General features: G+C 71.2%; 15 protein-coding genes. 8 read left to right on the top strand and 7 right to left on the bottom strand.

Annotation, left to right across the window (positions count from 1 at the left end):
• Positions 1–67: 67 nt before the first annotated feature.
• Entirely contained in the window at positions 68–430 is a 363-nt protein-coding gene (locus ACZ46W_RS23775) for a winged helix-turn-helix transcriptional regulator (RefSeq protein ID WP_468340819.1), read from the top strand.
• A gap of 13 nt (positions 431–443) precedes the next feature.
• Here ACZ46W_RS23775 and ACZ46W_RS23770 read toward each other — a convergent pair whose 3' ends face one another.
• From ACZ46W_RS23770 to ACZ46W_RS23755, 4 genes are all read right to left on the bottom strand, one after another.
• Positions 444–920 carry a (2Fe-2S)-binding protein gene (locus ACZ46W_RS23770; RefSeq protein ID WP_468340816.1) on the bottom strand — a complete coding sequence of 159 codons (477 nt, stop codon included), beginning with the start codon at positions 918–920 and terminating at the stop codon, positions 444–446.
• Between the two features lie 15 nt (positions 921–935).
• The gene (locus tag ACZ46W_RS23765) at positions 936–3287 is read right to left on the bottom strand and encodes a molybdopterin cofactor-binding domain-containing protein (protein WP_468340813.1); all 2352 of its coding nucleotides are present in this window, start codon (positions 3285–3287) and stop codon (positions 936–938) included.
• Between the two features lie 92 nt (positions 3288–3379).
• Positions 3380–4603 carry an oxygenase MpaB family protein gene (locus ACZ46W_RS23760; protein WP_468340810.1) on the bottom strand — a complete coding sequence of 408 codons (1224 nt, stop codon included), beginning with the start codon at positions 4601–4603 and terminating at the stop codon, positions 3380–3382.
• A 28-nt stretch (positions 4604–4631) separates the two neighbouring features.
• Positions 4632–5861: an oxygenase MpaB family protein gene (locus ACZ46W_RS23755; RefSeq protein ID WP_468340807.1), complete on the bottom strand. Its 1230-nt coding sequence runs from the start codon at positions 5859–5861 to the stop codon at positions 4632–4634.
• 150 nt (positions 5862–6011) lie between these two features.
• On the opposite strand from ACZ46W_RS23755, the gene ACZ46W_RS23750 reads away from it, so the two are divergent.
• Complete coding sequence (locus ACZ46W_RS23750; protein WP_468340804.1) at positions 6012–6710, top strand: TetR/AcrR family transcriptional regulator; 699 nt, start codon at positions 6012–6014, stop codon at positions 6708–6710.
• Here the strand turns inward: ACZ46W_RS23750 and ACZ46W_RS23745 are convergent.
• Positions 6701–6928 (bottom strand): hypothetical protein, encoded by a 228-nt coding sequence (locus tag ACZ46W_RS23745; protein WP_468340799.1) that lies wholly within the window; start codon positions 6926–6928, stop codon positions 6701–6703. The two genes, ACZ46W_RS23750 and ACZ46W_RS23745, sit on opposite strands and share 10 nt — an antisense overlap.
• A gap of 248 nt (positions 6929–7176) precedes the next feature.
• Between ACZ46W_RS23745 and ACZ46W_RS23740 the strand changes: the two genes are divergently transcribed.
• The 4 genes from ACZ46W_RS23740 (at position 7177) to ACZ46W_RS23725 (ending at position 11772) form a co-directional block, all read left to right on the top strand.
• Positions 7177–9078, top strand: coding sequence for an AMP-dependent synthetase/ligase (locus ACZ46W_RS23740; protein ID WP_468340796.1), 1902 nt, complete (start codon positions 7177–7179; stop codon positions 9076–9078).
• A gap of 4 nt (positions 9079–9082) precedes the next feature.
• Positions 9083–9709, top strand: a complete 627-nt coding sequence (locus tag ACZ46W_RS23735; RefSeq protein WP_468340793.1) for a TetR/AcrR family transcriptional regulator — start codon at positions 9083–9085, stop codon at positions 9707–9709.
• A gap of 39 nt (positions 9710–9748) precedes the next feature.
• Positions 9749–10891, top strand: coding sequence for an acyl-CoA dehydrogenase family protein (locus tag ACZ46W_RS23730; RefSeq protein WP_468340791.1), 1143 nt, complete (start codon positions 9749–9751; stop codon positions 10889–10891).
• A gap of 122 nt (positions 10892–11013) precedes the next feature.
• The gene (locus tag ACZ46W_RS23725) at positions 11014–11772 is read left to right on the top strand and encodes a class I SAM-dependent methyltransferase (RefSeq protein WP_468340788.1); all 759 of its coding nucleotides are present in this window, start codon (positions 11014–11016) and stop codon (positions 11770–11772) included.
• Positions 11773–11798: 26 nt separating this feature from the next.
• Here ACZ46W_RS23725 and ACZ46W_RS23720 read toward each other — a convergent pair whose 3' ends face one another.
• On the bottom strand, positions 11799–12158 hold the full coding sequence (locus ACZ46W_RS23720; protein WP_468340785.1) for an ArsR/SmtB family transcription factor: 360 nt from the start codon (positions 12156–12158) through the stop codon (positions 11799–11801).
• 9 nt (positions 12159–12167) lie between these two features.
• Here ACZ46W_RS23720 and ACZ46W_RS23715 point away from each other — a divergent pair, with 9 nt between their 5' ends.
• Together ACZ46W_RS23715 and ACZ46W_RS23710 are read left to right on the top strand one after the other, a co-directional pair.
• Positions 12168–13280 carry a cation diffusion facilitator family transporter gene (locus ACZ46W_RS23715; protein ID WP_468340782.1) on the top strand — a complete coding sequence of 371 codons (1113 nt, stop codon included), beginning with the start codon at positions 12168–12170 and terminating at the stop codon, positions 13278–13280.
• A gap of 156 nt (positions 13281–13436) precedes the next feature.
• Positions 13437–14183, top strand: a complete 747-nt coding sequence (locus ACZ46W_RS23710; RefSeq protein ID WP_468340780.1) for a hypothetical protein — start codon at positions 13437–13439, stop codon at positions 14181–14183.
• Between the two features lie 75 nt (positions 14184–14258).
• On the opposite strand, the gene ACZ46W_RS23705 is transcribed toward ACZ46W_RS23710, so the two are convergent.
• Positions 14259–15413 carry an oxygenase MpaB family protein gene (locus ACZ46W_RS23705; protein WP_468340777.1) on the bottom strand — a complete coding sequence of 385 codons (1155 nt, stop codon included), beginning with the start codon at positions 15411–15413 and terminating at the stop codon, positions 14259–14261.
• Between the last annotated feature and the right edge of the window lie 13 nt (positions 15414–15426).

Below are 15426 nucleotides of genomic sequence, written 5' to 3'. Positions count from 1 at the left end.
GATCAAGTACGCACTTCGGAGTGGGTGGTTACCCCGGGGTGAGCGAGCACGTCAGGAGGGTGGGGGCATGACGACGCTGAACCGGCCGGGCACACCGGAGGGACACGTCTGCGGGATCGACACCGCGATGGAGGTGATCGGCGGCAAGTGGAAGGTGCTGATCCTCTGGGCGCTCCACGAGCACCCCCACCGCCGCTTCGGCGAGCTGCGCCGACTGCTTCCGGGGATCACCGAGAAGGTGCTGGCCTCCCACCTGCGCGAGATGGAGGCGGACGGCGTCGTGCACCGCGTCTCCTACGACGAGGTGCCGCCCCGCGTCGAGTACTCGCTCACCGAGGACGGCAGGCGCCTCAACGACGCACTCCAGCCGCTGGCCGCCTGGGGACGCGAGCGGCCGGCCGTTCGAGAGGTGGCGGAGGGGGCGGGCTAGGGTCCGTCCGGGCTCACATGTCCTTGGCGCCCGCCTTGATCGCTTCGCGGATACGGGGATAGGTGCCGCAGCGGCAGATGTTGCGGATGCCGTCGAGGTCGTCCTCGGTCACCTCGCGGCCCTCCTCCGCGACCCGGCGGACCAGCGCCACGGCGGCCATGATCTGACCGGGCTGGCAGTAGCCGCACTGGGCCACGTCGTGGTCCAGCCACGCCCGCTGCATCGGGTGCAGCTCCTCGCCCACCGTGGCCGGAAGCCCTTCGATGGTGGTGACCTCGTCGGTGGGCCGGAGGTCCTTGACCGGCACCGCGCAGGGGTTGACGGCCCTGCCGTTGAGGTGGCTCGTACACGCCTTGCAGACGTTGATGCCGCAGCCGTACTTCGGTCCGGTCACGCCCAGGATGTCGCGCAGCACCCACAACAGCCGGACGTCGTCGGCGACGTCCACGGTGACCTGCTCGCCGTTGAGGCGGAAAGTGTGTTCCGGCACGGGATCTCCAAGCTTTCAGCGGACGTGGTCCAGGCCGTCGGTGGGGGACTGGGGCACGGGCGGAACGGTCGGTTTGGGGGTGAAGGACAGCGTGCCGTGGTTGATCGGGAAGCTGGTCGGCATGGTTCCCGTGGCGCGGCCGTAGGCGCAGGCGACGGCGGCCATCGACGCGGCGACGCCCAGCTCCCCGGCGCCACCGGGTTTCCCGGTGGTGGCCGGCATGACGATGACCTCCAGCTCGGGCGGTGTGTTCCACTGCCGGGTGTAGAAGTAGTTGTCCCAGCTCGCTTCGAGGAAGTGCCCGTCACGCAGGTGGAGACTGGAGGTGAGCGTCAGGGCGATGCCGTCCATGAGGCAGCCCATCATCTGCGCCTGAAGACCGCGCGGGTTGACGGCGAGACCGACGTCCACGGCGACGACTGCCCTGGTGACGCGCGGTCCGGCCACGCCGTCGCGGATGGGCCGGTTGACGGTCCCGGGCCGGCAGTCGATCTCCACCAGCACCGCGCTGACGGCGTGGTACTCGGAGTGGAACGCGATGCCCTGCGCCGTACCGGCCGGCATGGACCGGCCCCAGCCCCCGGCCTCGGCGGCCTTCTCCAGCACCGCCCTGGCGCGTTCGTCGCGGAGGAACCCGCGGCGGAACCGGAAGGGGTCCTTGCCCATCCTCCCGGCCAGCCGGTCGACGATGAGTTCCCGGGCGCAGGTGACGTCGGGGGAGTAGACGTTGCGCATGCTGCCCGTGTTGAAGCCCTTGTCGGTCTCGCTCAGGAGCCGGCTGTTCACGCCGAAGTCGTACGGCATCGACTGGGAGAGCTGGAAGAACGTCTGGGAGAAACCGATGTCGCCCACCGGCAGTTTCGCGGCCATGGCGGTGAAGATCTCGCCCAGACCGTGACCGAGGTCGGTGGAGACGCTGGTGTGCCGCTGCTGGTAGCTGAGGACGGTGTCCCCGGCGTAGGCCACCCGCACCCGCGAGGTGGCCATGGGATGCGTACGCCCCTGGCGGGAGTCGTCGGCGCGGTGCCACATCAGTTTGACGGGCTTGCCGATCCGCTGGGAGATCTCGGCGGCCTCCAGTGCGGCGTCGAAGAAGAGCTTGCGCCCGAAGGAGCCCCCGCCCTCGGTGACGTGGACGGTAACCGCGTGGGGCGGCAGCCCGAGCTTGGCGGCGATGGTCTGCTGGGCGACGATCGGTGACTTCAGGGACGACCAGATCTCGGCGTGGCCGGGCCGCACGTCGGCTATCGCGCAGTTGGGTTCCAGCGCGCTGTTGCTGCGGAAGTGGAAGGTGAACCCGGCTTCCACGCTCGGCGTCAGCGGCGGTGGCCCGAGGGGCGGTTCGGCGGCCCGCAGCTCCCTGAGCACGGACTCGTCGGACTTGCCTTCGGCGGTCCCGGGCTTCCACGACACCCTGAGGGAGCGTACGGCGTCGATGCACTGGCCGAACGTCTCCGCCCGGACCGCCACCCCGGTGGAGATCACCGCGACATCGGTGACGCCGGGCATGGCGCGGACCTCGTCGAGGTTGGCCACCGGCCCGGCCTTGCCGTTGATGGTCGGCGGACGGCACACCATGGTCGGTTTGGCGCCGGGGACGTCGTAGTCCATGGTGAACTTCTTGCGTCCGGTGACGGCGGCGAGCGCGTCGACGCGGTTGTGCGGGCGGCCGATGACGGTGAACGTCTCGCGCGGTTTGAGCTCCACGGACACCTGTCGGGTCCGTATGCTCGCGGCCTTCTCGGACAGTGCGCCGATGCCGATGCTCCGGCCCGTGGGGCCGGTGACTACTCCGGCCTTCAAGGTGAGCTCGGTGACGGCCGTACCGAGTTCGGTCGCCGCGGCCCGGAGCAGCCGGCCCCGGGCGACGGCGGCGGCGACCCTGATCGGGGTGTAGGTGGAGATGGTGGTGTTCGATCCGCCGGTGAGCTGGTTGAACACCAGCTCCGGTCGTGCGTCGGCCAGCGTGACCCGCACCTGTCGCAACGGCAGGTCCATCTCCTCGGCGATGAGCATGGCCGTGGACGTGGTGATGCCCTGGCCGACCTCGGCCCGCGGCAGCGCGAACGACACGGTGCCGTCCCTGTTGACCTCGACCGTGATCAGGTGCGAGGTCGGCAGGGCCGCCGCGGTCATCACGTCGTTGAGGTCGACCAGTTCCGTGATCTCCGGGGAGGGGATGGCGGCCCCGGCCTTCGGGGCCGGCCCCAGCTCGGCGGCCGTCACCAGGGTCGGAGCCGCCAGCACGTACCCGAGGAACCGCCGCCTCGCCAGGGGGCGCCTACCGGAGCCGGTCCGACCGGGCTCGGTCCGACCGGGCTCGGGCCGACCGGACTCCGGCTGAGGCGGATATGCAGAACCGGTCATTCTTCCCTCTCGGCAGTTCGATCCGGGGCGTACGCGTGCCAGGAACCTCACCAGGACGGCGAGGGTTCAATCGCCCGGAGCCCCGGCATCGTTCAGAACGGGCGGTTGGCGTCGGGGATCTCCAGGTCGATGGGCCGTCCCTCCGACAGGAAGAGCAGGACGAACCTGCGGATGGCCTCCTCCACGGTCCAGGCGGCCTCCGGGACCAGCGGCAGGGGGATCAGGCCCTCGCGGAACGCCACCAGCAGCGGCCAGGCGGCGCCGATCAGCGGCTGCCAGAACGGCTCCCGGTCCAGCCCGATCAGGTCACCGATCCGGTCACCCACCGTGTACCTGGAGAACGCGTTGATCAGGGGCCGGGTGAGCCCCGCGTCGAGCTCGGCGACGATGTCGAGGAGTACGTCGGCCAGCTCGGCGCCCTCGGCGGTGTGGCCCAGTGCGGGGTCCAGAACCTGTTCGGACTGGGCGTTGGCCTCGTCCCAGGAGGCGGGGATGTACTCGTCCAGGACGCCGAGCATGTGCGCGGTCACCTGCCACACGTGCAGGAAGCCGTCCGACTCGGTGCGGGAGACCGGGACCTTCCAGTCGACGAGCTTGCGCATGACGAACGTCGGCAGGCTGTGCCAGGTGACCATCATGTCCGCCTGGCTGATCGGGATCGTCTGCCCGCCGCCGGTCTGCGACCAGCCCGGAGACTTCGGCAGCAGGTGCCGCACGGCCGCGTGCACCAGCCGGGTCTTCACCGCGGTCACGATCATCGAGCCCCGGGGCCGGTAGGCGTCCAGGTCACCGACGTCGTACCCGAGCTTGGCCGTCTTGGCGACCCGGTCCTTCATGTCGGCGCCGCCCTTGGAGTAGTAGACGGCGCGCGCCTCCCTGGGGATGGCGGTACTCATCAGGCCGCTGCCCAGCCCGTACAGGGCACCGGTGTAGATGCCCTTCTTCTTGGTGAACCGCGCCGCGGCGTCGAGCTTGCGCTGGTCCGCCCAGGAGGGCAGCCGGCGCGCCCCTTCCATGAAGTCCCGCAGATCCCCCGGCAGACCGCTCGGCAGCGGTTGGTCGTTGCGGGTCCAGGTCCGCAGCAGTTGGTTGACCTTCGGTACGTCGCCCCGGTCGATGACGGCGGCGAGGAGCGGGTCGGCCTCCTCGTCCCACACCCACTCCGGGTCCCTCCCCGCTCCCGAGCCGGCCACCGATCCGCTCGGCGACCAGGTCCACAGTGACCGTGCCCGGGCCGGCGCCGCCATGCCCAGAGCGCCGAGCGCTCCCAGCGCTCCGCCCGTGATCAGCATCTTGCGCCTGCTGAGTTCGTCCATGGTGTGAACTCCTCCGGTGGCGTTCGCTTCAAGAGGGACGGTTGGTGTCGGGGATCTCGATCTGCGTGCCGCGGCCCTTGGTGAGGTAGAACATGATGTACTGGCGGGCCGCCTCGTCGATCGTCCAGGCGAGCGGCGGCACCACCGGCAGCGGGATCAGTCGCTCGCGGAAGGCCACCAGTTTCGGCCAGGCGGTCGCGATGGCCTTCTCCCAGAACGGCTCGCGGGGGATGCCGTCCCAGTCGGCGACCTGGTCGCCGACCAGGTACCGGGCGAGCGCGTTGACGAGAGGGCGGTCGATGCCGCCGGGGCTGGTCTGCTCGGCGAGCTGGCCCAGCAGGATGTCGGTCAGTTCGACGCCCTCGGGGGTGGGGCCCAGGACCGGGTCCAGGATCTGCTTCGACTGGGCGTTGGCCTCGTCCCAGGAGGCGGGGATGTACTCGTCCACGATGCCCAGCATGTGCGCCGTCACCTGCCACAGGTGCAGATAGGCCGCCGACTCGGCGGGGGTGACCGGGACCTTCCACTCGATCAGTCGCCGCATGGTGTAGGTGGGCAGGCTGTGCCAGGTGACCAGCATGTCGGCCTGGCTGATCGGGATCGTCTGGCCGCCGCTGGTCCGGGACCAGCCGGGTGACTTCGGCAGCAGGTGCCGCACGGCCGCGTGCACCAGCCGCGTCTTGACGGCCTCCACGACCACCTTCCCGTCGGGCCGGTACGCGTTCAGGTCCCCGATGGCGAACCCCAGCCTGCTCGTCTTGGCGACCCGGTCCTCCATGTCGGCGCCGCCCTTGGAGTAGTAGACGGCGCGTGCCTCCCGGGGGATGGCGGTGCTGAGCATGCCGCCGCCCACGCCGTTGAGGAGATTGAGGTAGATGCCCCTCGTCTCGTTGAAATCGGCCGCGATGTCGAGCTTGCGGCGGTCCGCCCAGGGCGGCAGCCGGCGCGCCCTCTCCATGAAGTCCCGCAGGTCGTGCGGCAGCCCGTCCGGCAGCGGTTGGTCGTTGCGGGTCCAGGTCCGCAGCAGTTGGTTGACCTTCGGTACGTCACCCCGGTCGATGACGGCGGCGAGGAGCGGGTCGGCCTCCTCGTCCCACACCCACTCCGGGTCCCTCCCCGCTCCCGAGCCGGCCACCGATCCGCTCGGCGACCAGCTCCACAGCGACCGTGCCCGGGCCGGGGCCGCCGCGCTCAGCGCCCCGAGGGCTCCCAGCGCTCCGCCCGTGACCAGCACCTTGCGCCTGCTGAGTTCGTCCATCGCTGCGAACTCCTCCTGCCTTCTGGAGTTTTGTCGTCCTGTCGACTCCGCTTGGTACGGTGAAACAAAGTAGGTATCTGTGTATCTCCGTCCAGAGGAGCACAGCCGGGGCGTGAACGCCATAGGCTGCACAGGAACAGGGAGGCGAACGTGGAACCTGCGCTGCCGTCGCTCATGGGCGCCGCGAACTCCCCGTCGTTGCTGGAACTCGCCTTCAACGAGGCCGCCGGCGGCACCGGCCAGGACGACGAGGAACCGGACGACGGGACGACCACGCGCCTGCTCGACGCCGCGTACGAGCAGTTCTGCCGCATGGGCATCAAGCGGTCCACCATGGCGGATGTGGCGCGGCTCGCGGGTGTTTCCCGGATCACCGTCTACCGCCGGTTCGCCTCCAAGGACGTGCTGGTCGAGCACGTCGTACGGCGCGAGTTCCGGCGGTACTTCGACCGGTTCATCCTCGACGTCCAGGACGCCGAGACCGTCGCCGACCGGGTCGTCCTGGGATTCGTGAGCTCGCTCAGGGCCATCCGGCACAACCCCCTCATCGGTGGGCTGATGGCCGTCGAACCGGACGCCGTCGTGCTGTCCATGACCGGCGACGGGGGCCGGACGCTGGCCGCCGTACGGCAGTTCGTCGCGGGCAGGCTCCGCCGGGAGCAGCACGCGGGCACGGTCTCCGCCGACGTGGACGTGGACGTCGTGGCCGAGATGATGGTCCGGGTCTCCGCGTCCTTCCTGGTCATCCCCAGCCAGGTCATCGACGTCGACGACGAGGAGCGGATGCGCGCGGTGGCCCGGCGGTTCCTCGTCCCGATGCTCGGGCCGCCGCCCCCCGGTCACGCGTAGCCGTCGCCCTTCCGGGCCCTGGCCACCAGCGAAACGGGCGGCTCGCACCGCTCCCCGTACCGGCCGGCCGGCGCGATCTCGTACCCGCCGCCGAGCGCCGTGCCGTTCATCGCGGCGACCACCGGCCTGCCCGGCGTCTCCAGCCGGCGTATCCGGGACGTCAGGACCGTGCACACCTCGCTCAGCGCGGCGGTGTCCTCCGGCCGCGCCCCGCTCATGAAGCCGACGTCACCGCCGGCGCGCCTCCCCTCCCGGCCGCGGCGGCTATTGGCGGTCTGTCAATAGTGTGGACGCCTCGCCATCACCCTTGCCTGGCAAGGGAGATAACCCCGCATCGGCATCTGGGCGGGCCCCTTGAACGCGACCCATTGACACCCCGACAACAACGGTCCACGGTGGGGACCGCTCGACGAGTCCGGTCCGCCGAACGGTTCGCGAAAGCGGTTCGCGAGGGAGGGAGCCCGCCGTGGCCAGAGCAGAGCAGCCGTACCAGCCGGCCGAGGGGCTGACCATCACCGGGCTGCTGCGCCGCAACGCCCAGCAGTTCGCCGACCGTCCCGCGCTCACCACCGGCATCGGGCCGGACGCGCGGACACTGTCCTGGTCGCGGCTGCGCGCCGACGTCGCCGCCCTCGCCCGCGGCCTCGCCGCACTCGGGCTCGGCCGGGGCGACCGGATGCTCATCGCGATGTCCAAGCGCGCCGAGCACTGGGTCGCCGACCTGGCCGCGATCCACCTCGGCGCGCTGCCGTGCAGCACGTACGACACACTGAGCACCGAGCAGATCGGCTTCGTCGCCCGGCACAGCGCGGCCACCGTCCTCGTCCTGGAGGGCGAGGAGCAGATGCGCCGCTGGCAGCCCGTCCTGGACGAACTGCCGCACCTCCGCGCCGTCGTCGTCCTCGACCCGGACGCCGCCCCGGCCGGGGACCCGCGCTTCGTCGGCTACGCCGCCCTGTGCGGCGCGGTACCGCCCGACGACACCGCGTTCGAGGCGCTCACCGACGCGGCCACCCCCGACCAGCCGCTGACCGTGGTGTACACCTCGGGCACCACCGGCGACCCCAAGGGCGTGGTGCTCTCCCACCGCAACGTCATCCACGAGGCCCTGATGCAGGATCACCTCGTCGCCGTCCCGGAGCACCCGCGCTCGGTGGCGTACCTGCCGATGGCCCACATCGCCGAGCGGGTGCTCGGCATCTACATGCCCATCTGCAACGCCGGGCACGTCACCATCTGCCCGGACCCCGCGCGGCTCCTGCCCACGCTCCTCGCGGTGCGACCGCACGGGTTCTTCGGCGTCCCCCGGGTGTGGGAGAAGCTCGCCGCCGGGCTGCGGGCGAAGCTCGGCACCTTCCCCGGGGAGCAGGCCGCGGCGGTGGCGCAGGCCCGCGGCATCGCGCTCGAAGTGTTCCGCCTGCGCTCCGCCGGCAAGGACGTACCGAAGGACCTCGCCGCACCGCTGGAGCGGCTCGACGAACAGGTACTGCGGCCCATCCGGGCCGCCGTCGGGCTCGACGACTGCCACCGGGCCTTCAGCGGAGCGGCGCCGATCCCCACCGCGGTCCTGGAGTTCCTGGCGAGCCTGGCACTGCCCGTGTACGAGGTGTGGGGCCTGAGCGAGACCACCGGGGCGGCCACGGTCAGCACCCCCGAGGTGTTCGCCCTGGGCGCGGTCGGACGCCCGGGCCCCGGCGTCGAGGTCAGGGCCGCCGCCGACGGCGAGCTGTTCGTACGCGGCCCCGTCGTCTTCCCCGGCTACCTCCGGGCCGACGGCGGCATCGAGCCCGCGACCGACCCGGACGGCTGGCTGCCCACCGGCGACATCGGCACCATCGACCAGCGGGGCATCGTCACCATCACGGACCGCAAGAAGGACATCATCATCACCGACGGGGGCAAGAACATCGCCCCGACGAGGATCGAGTCCCTGCTCCGGGCACACCCGCTCATCGCCCACGCCGTCGCGATCGGCGACCGCCGCCGGTACGTCACCGCGCTGCTGGTGCTGGACGAGGAGACCGCCCCGATGTGGGCGAAGGCCAACGGGATCGCCACCACCGACCCCGGCGCGCTGTCGCGCCACCCCGAGGTGCTCGCCGCGCTCGACAAGGCGGTCGCGGAGGCGAACGCGGTGCTCTCCCGCGCCGAACAGGTGAAGAAGTACCGCGTCCTCGCCGGTCCCTGGACCGCCGAGTCCGGGGAGCTGACACCGAAACTGAGCCTGCGGCGCAAGGCCGTCGAGAAGCTGCACGCCGCGACGATCGAGTCGATGTACCCGCAGGTGCACGCCGAAGGCGCACACCCGGACGCACCCCTGGACGCACCCCCGGGCCCGTCATCGGCACCGGAACGACGAGAGGAATGACGGCATGAGCGGTCAGCGCCGGGCGGCCCAGCGACGCCGGATGGAACCGGACGCCCGGCGCGCCGAGATCCTCAGCGCCGCCCGCAGACTCTTCGGGGCACACGGCTACTCCACGGTGTCCACGTCGGACATCGCGGCCGAGGCCGGTGCCGCACGGGCACTGATCAACCACTACTTCGGCGGCAAGCGGCAGCTCTACCTGGAGGTGGTGCGGCAGATGATGGTCGTGCCCGCCTCCGTGTCCGAGCGGCTGCCCCCGACCACGCCCGAGGAGCGGCTGTCCATCTGCGTCGACCGGTGGCTCGAAGTCGTCGAACGCAACCGGGAGATGTGGCTGTCCGCGATCGGCCTGGAAGCCCTCGGCAACGGCCCGGAGATCGACCGGATCATGCTGGAGGCCGACGAGATCGCGACCGACCGCGTCCTCGAGGCCGCGATGATGGACGACGTCACCGAGGGGCGGGAGAAGCTGCGGGCGATGATCCGCGCCCACGGCGGCATGCTCAAGGCGGCCTCCCGGGAGTGGCTGGTGCGCGGGACGCTCAGCCGCGGCGACCTGCACGTGATGCTGACGCGCACCGTGCTCCACCTCGTCAACACGGTCTTCCCCGCCGTACGGGACGACCGGTGACGGGCGTTGCCGACACCGCTTCAAGGAGGAACGCACCCCATGCCCCGAGTCCTCAACGACGAACGCCGCGACCTGGTCAGGGCGATAGCCGACTTCTGCCGCCGCGAGTGCGGCACCAAGGAGCAGCGGGACAAGCTCACCGCGAGGGGTCAGGAGCCGCACAACCAGAGGCTCTACGAGAAGATGGCCGGCCTGGGCTGGCTCGGCATCGCGCTCCCCGAGCAGTACGGCGGCGCGGGCCAGGGCATGACGGACCTGTGCCTGTTCCTGGAGGAGACCTCCTACGGCCTCGCGCCGATCAGCGGGTTCGGGACCACGGTCATCGCTGCGGCGGCGTACGAGAGGTTCGGCACCGAGGAGCAGAAGCGCGTCGTACTCGAAGGCGTGGTCAAGGGCCGGGTCGAGGCCATCTCGATGTCCGAGCCCGGTGCCGGGTCGGACGTCGGGGCGCTGACCTGCCGCGCGGAGCGCGCCGACGGCGGCTATGTGATCAACGGCCAGAAGACCTGGTGCTCCAACGCGCACTTCGCCGACCACGTCCTGCTCATCGCCCGTACGTCGCGGGAGGAGTCGAAGCACCGGGGCCTCACCCAGTTCATGGTGCCCACCGACGCCGCGGGGCTGGAGATCAGGGGCATCGACACGATGGGCGGCCGGGAGGTCAACGACCTGTACTTCACCGACTGTTTCGTGCCGGACGCGGCCGTCGTCGGCACGCCCGGGCAGGCGTGGACGCAGTTGATGGCCGGGCTGAACCTGGAGCGGATGATCCTCGCCGCGCTGATGCTGGGCGTCGCCCGGCGCGCGTTCGACAACACCCTCGCCCACGTACGGCAGCGGGAGCAGTTCGGCCGGCCGATCGGCTCCTTCCAGGCGCTCAAGCACCGCATCGCGGACATGGCCACCGAACTGGAGTGCGCCCGGCTGCTGCTGGACGACGTCGCGGCCGCCATCGACGCCGAGCCCGACCGGGTGTTCGCCCGCGAGGCGTCCATGGCCAAGCTCAAGTGCACCGAGCTCGCCAAGCACGTGACCCTGGAGGGCATGCAGATGATGGGCGGCTACGGGTACGCCACGGAGTACGGCATGGAGGCCCTGCTGCGCTCGACCGTCGTGTCCACGGTGTACGGCGGGACGAGCGAGATCCAGCGGGACATCATCGGCAGGACGTACGGCCTGTAGGCGGCCCGCGCCCCGCGGAGGCACTGGTCGAGGGCAGGACGGTGACTTGGAGGCCGGCCTCTGGAGCGACGAGCCGATCGCGAGGTTGTGGGAACGCCGCCCGTGCCCCAGGATCGGTCCGCATGAGCCGTGTCTACGACGACGAACGCCTGGCCGGTGCCTACGAGCACGGCAACGAGATGCCCGAGCCGTCACTGCGGGCCTGGGTGGAGTTGTTCGCCTCCCACGTGCGCCGCCCGTCACCCTCGATCCTCGAAGTCGGAGCTGGTACGGGCATGTTCTCCGCCGCGATGGCGCGCTGGATCGAAGGGGCCGACGTCCTCGCCGTGGACGCCTCCGAAGCGATGCTGGCCGAAGCCCGTCGCCACCATCCGCACCCCTCGGTGCGGTACGTCTCCGGTACCGCGGACGCCCTGCCCGCCCCCGCGGACGCCTTCGACCTGGCCCTGCTCTCCCGGGTGATCCACCACCTCCCCGACCGGACCGCGGCAGCACGCGAACTGGCCCGCGTGCTCCGCGTGGGCGGGAAGGTGATCGTCCGGACCACCTTCAGGGAACGGCTCGACGCCCTGGTCTACGACTACTGGCCGCGGTTGCGCGGCATCGACGAGCGGCGCTTCCCGGGCCGGCAGGAGGTCGTCGACGACTTCCTGACCGCCGGCTTCACCCTGGAGGGGGTCACCTCCCTCGCCCAGCCGGTGACCATGAGCCTGCACGACTTCCACACCCGGCTCACCGCCCGCCCGCAGTCCAAGTTCACCCACCTCACCACCGCCGAGTTCGACGAGGGCCTCCAACGCCTGGCCGCCGCGGCCCGGACCGAGCCGAGCCCCCCGCTGCCGGTCCTCGAACGCTACGACGTGGCGGTCTTCTCCCTCTGACGTGCCGCGACGGGTGCGTGAGGGCCTCATTCGTGCACCGGGCGGTCGCTCAGGCGGTGATCGGCGAGGTTGAGCGCTTCGGCGACGAGGCGGCGCAGGTGGCCGTCGGGCAGGGCGTAGATCACCCGGCGGCCGTCCTTGCGTGTGGTGACCAGTCCGGCGAGTCGCAGCCGGGCCAGGTGCTGGCTGACGGCGGGGCGCGCGGCGCCGCATGTCTCGGTCAGGGTGCTCACGTCCGCCTCGCCGCCGGACAGGGCGTGCAGCAGCGTGAGGCGTGTGCGGTCGCCGAGCAGGGCCAGGACCTCGGCGGCAAGGGTGAAGTGTTCCTCGCCAGGGTCTCGCGGGTGCGCATCGTGCGCAGGTGATAGGTGCATGCGTGCGCTCATACGCACATAATGGTTCCGTGGGCCGTGCGGTGTCCACCTCCAGCCGGAAGGGGATCGAGCGTGAGCGACCACCACCATGATCACGGCCATGCGCACGCGCACGGGCACGGGCACGGGCACGGTCACGGCCACTGGCGCCACCGGCTCGGGCACCTGCTCGCACCGCATTCGCACGAGTCCGCCGACAAGGTCGACACGGCGCTGGAGTCCTCCGTACGCGGCATGCGGGCGCTCTGGGTCTCGCTCGCCGTTCTGGGGGCGACCGCCCTCGCGCAGGCCGTGGTCGTCGTACTGTCCGGCTCTGTCGCCCTGCTGGGCGACACCGTGCACAACGCCGCCGACGCCTTGACCGCCGTGCCGCTCGGTGTCGCCTTCGTCCTGGGCCGCCGGGCGGCGACGCGCCGCTTCACCTACGGGTACGGGCGGGCGGAGGACCTCGCCGGGATCGTCATCGTCCTGACCATCGCCGCCTCGGCGGGCTTCGCGGCGTGGAGCGCGGTCGACCGGCTGCTCCATCCGCGCGACATGAGCCACATTCCCGCGGTCGCCCTCGCGGCCGTCATCGGGTTCATCGGCAACGAGTGGGTGGCGCGCTACCGCATGCGCGTCGGCCGCGCGATCGGCTCCGCCGCGCTCGTCGCCGACGGCCTGCACGCGCGCACCGACGGGTTCACCTCCCTCGCGGTGCTGCTGAGCGCCGGGGGCGCGGCCCTGGGGTGGCGACCGGCCGACCCCGTCGTGGGTCTGCTGATCACGCTGGCGATCCTGCTGGTGCTGCGCGACGCGGCCCGGGAGGTCTTCCGCCGGGTCATGGACGCGGTCGACCCGGCGCTGATCGACCGCGCCGAGCGTGCGCTGCGCGGCGTCGATGGCGTACGGGGCGTCGGCGAGCTGCGGCTGCGGTGGATCGGGCACCGCCTGCGCGGCGAGGTGGCGGTCGTCGTGGACGGCGACCTGACGGTACGTCAGGCACATGACGTCACCGTGGCGGCCGAGCACACCCTCCTGCACGCCGTACCGAAGCTGACCGCCGTACTGGTGCACGCCGACCCGGCGCCGGCCGCCGGCGCCCCCGACCCGCACCACGCGCTCGCACACCACGCGAGCGGGGGCCGTGGCTGAGCGGCTCGGTACGGAGCCGGCGACGCCGGCGCTGTCTCCCCGCCGATTGCCCACCTTGGGGTGGATTGGACCCGGCAACTCCCTCTCCATGACACCGCGTTGTGCTCTCCTGGCCCCGGCTTCCCGAAGGAGCCGCCGGAGAAGGGGAGGGCGATCGTGCGTCTTGCGCGCCGCAAGGGATACACCAGCACGTGGGTCGCCGCCGCCGTGGGCGCGGCCGCGTTGATGCTCGGGCCGGGGCCGGTTCACGCCCAGGCCGGCCGGCCGTTGGCCACCGGGTATGTGAACGTGCACCAGTGCGTGTACTACTCCGGCTCGGCCGGTAACCATCTGACGACGGTGGTGTCGAGCCACGACGGGCGGTTCGGCACCGGCACCAACGTCTCCGGGTCCCAGGACACGACCGTCTCCTGTGGCGCCGGGGACGGGAACTACAGCCTCGTCCCCGTGCTGTCGGGCGTCAGGGCCCACAACCTCCAAGGGGGGCGTTACCTGAACGTGCACCAGTGCGTGTACTACTCGGCCTCGGCCACCGACCACTTCTCGACCGTGGTGCCCGGCCAGGACGGGCGGTTCGCGGCGGGGACGAATGTGTCCAACACGGCGGACTCCGGTCCGTCGTGCGGCGGCGGGGACGGGAACTACGGTCTCGTCCCGGTGCTGTCGGGCGTCCGGGCGCTGGACCTGACCACAGGCCGCTACCTGAACGTGCACCAGTGCGTGTACTACTCGGCCTCGGCCACCGACCACTTCTCGACCGTGGTGCCCGGCCAGGACGGGCGGTTCGCGGCGGGGACGAACGTGTCCGGCACCGCGGACTCCGGTCCGTCGTGCGGCGGCGGGGACGGGAACTACGGCCCCGTCCCGGTGCTGTCGGGCGGCAAGGCCATGGCCATGAGCTAGGCGCCGGCCGCCGGACGCCCCGGGCGACGTGGGGGAGTCGCCCGGGGCGTCCGGCCGGGAGGCCGACGGGGTGGGTCAGCGGTTGTCGCCGAGTTCCTGGTGCATCTGGGGCTGGTCGTCCTTGTCGTGGGTCAGGGCGAACTTCTCGATCTCGTTGAAGTACTCGGAGGCGGTGCCGAGGACCTCCTTGTACGGGTTCACGCCGACGGTCTTCTTGGCGGCGCCGCCGAGGAGCCCGCCGCCGATACCGCTGACGATCCTGTGGCCTTCGGCGAGGGGCTTGCCGGCCAGGTCGAGCGGGCTCCTGGGGACGCCCGCCATGTCGGCGTACTTGTCGCCGAGCCCGACGCGGATCACGGCGATGAACGCGTCACTGACCGCGGGCGGCAGGAGCTCCCGGTAGAACTTGATGGCCTGCTCGGTCATGAACACGCCGTCGTCGGTCTTCTTCCACTCCCGCTCCCGTTCCTTGTTCCACAACTGCTCCACCAGGTTGGCGTCCTTGGGCAGCAGCCACTTGTCGGGGGTGCCGAGGTAGTGGTTGACGTAGTGCCAGGCGCACATGAAGCCATGGGCGTCGTCCTTGGACACGTCGATGCCCAGGTTCTTCATGGCCTGGAGGATCTGGCTGCTGAAGACGCAGGCCGCGCCGGTGGTGTACTTCTGCGAGACCGGCTCCCCCCACTTGGCGTAGTCCCACTCCCCGCTCTTCTTGTGCAGTTGCCGCACCGAGGCGTGCACCAGGCGCACTTTGGTGACGGTCGCGGCGAGCGTCCCGTCCCGCATGACGCCCTGCTTGCCCATGTCGATGAACAGCCGCGAGGACTGCGACAGCCGCCGGCCCGGGCCCTCGACGCCTCCCAGGCGGCCGGTGGACCGGAGGGTGAACGCCCCGGTGGGGGAGAGGTAGGTGCCGATCAGGCCGACGGTGCCCTGGAGCATGGAGACCTCGCCGTGGTGGTGGCCGAAGAACCCCTCCGCGGCCTTGACGTCCGCCTCGCTCCAGCCCGGCGGCTCCGCCTCCGCCTCGTGCAGGAACTCGGCCAGCCGCTCGGGCAGATGTGAGCGGTCCTGACCGGGCTTGAGGGTGTTGATGGTACGGAACAGGCCGTTGACCCCGTCGACCTCCCGGTTGTCGATGAGGTCCGACACCAGCGCGTCGGCGGCCGGGTCCCCGACCTTGCTCGCGGCGTCCAGCTCGGCGGCGACGGTCTCGGTCGTCAATGCCACGGTGAAACTCCGT

It is taken from the genome of Streptomyces sp. NPDC031064 (assembly GCF_055570965.1).
This window is presented reverse-complemented; position numbering and strand designations above follow the sequence as displayed.

Excerpts from the sequence above, each read along its gene's own strand:
- ACZ46W_RS23775 (WP_468340819.1), top strand. The coding sequence starts at position 68 with ATGACGACGCTGAACCGGCCGGGCACACCGGAGGGACACGTCTGCGGG.
- ACZ46W_RS23765 (WP_468340813.1), bottom strand. The coding sequence starts at position 3,287 with ATGACCGGTTCTGCATATCCGCCTCAGCCGGAGTCCGGTCGGCCCGAG.
- ACZ46W_RS23760 (WP_468340810.1), bottom strand. The coding sequence starts at position 4,603 with ATGGACGAACTCAGCAGGCGCAAGATGCTGATCACGGGCGGAGCGCTG.
- ACZ46W_RS23755 (WP_468340807.1), bottom strand. The coding sequence starts at position 5,861 with ATGGACGAACTCAGCAGGCGCAAGGTGCTGGTCACGGGCGGAGCGCTG.
- ACZ46W_RS23745 (WP_468340799.1), bottom strand. The coding sequence starts at position 6,928 with ATGAGCGGGGCGCGGCCGGAGGACACCGCCGCGCTGAGCGAGGTGTGC.
- ACZ46W_RS23735 (WP_468340793.1), top strand. The coding sequence starts at position 9,083 with ATGAGCGGTCAGCGCCGGGCGGCCCAGCGACGCCGGATGGAACCGGAC.
- ACZ46W_RS23730 (WP_468340791.1), top strand. The coding sequence starts at position 9,749 with ATGCCCCGAGTCCTCAACGACGAACGCCGCGACCTGGTCAGGGCGATA.
- ACZ46W_RS23725 (WP_468340788.1), top strand. The coding sequence starts at position 11,014 with ATGAGCCGTGTCTACGACGACGAACGCCTGGCCGGTGCCTACGAGCAC.
- ACZ46W_RS23720 (WP_468340785.1), bottom strand. The coding sequence starts at position 12,158 with ATGAGCGCACGCATGCACCTATCACCTGCGCACGATGCGCACCCGCGA.
- ACZ46W_RS23715 (WP_468340782.1), top strand. The coding sequence starts at position 12,168 with ATGGTTCCGTGGGCCGTGCGGTGTCCACCTCCAGCCGGAAGGGGATCG.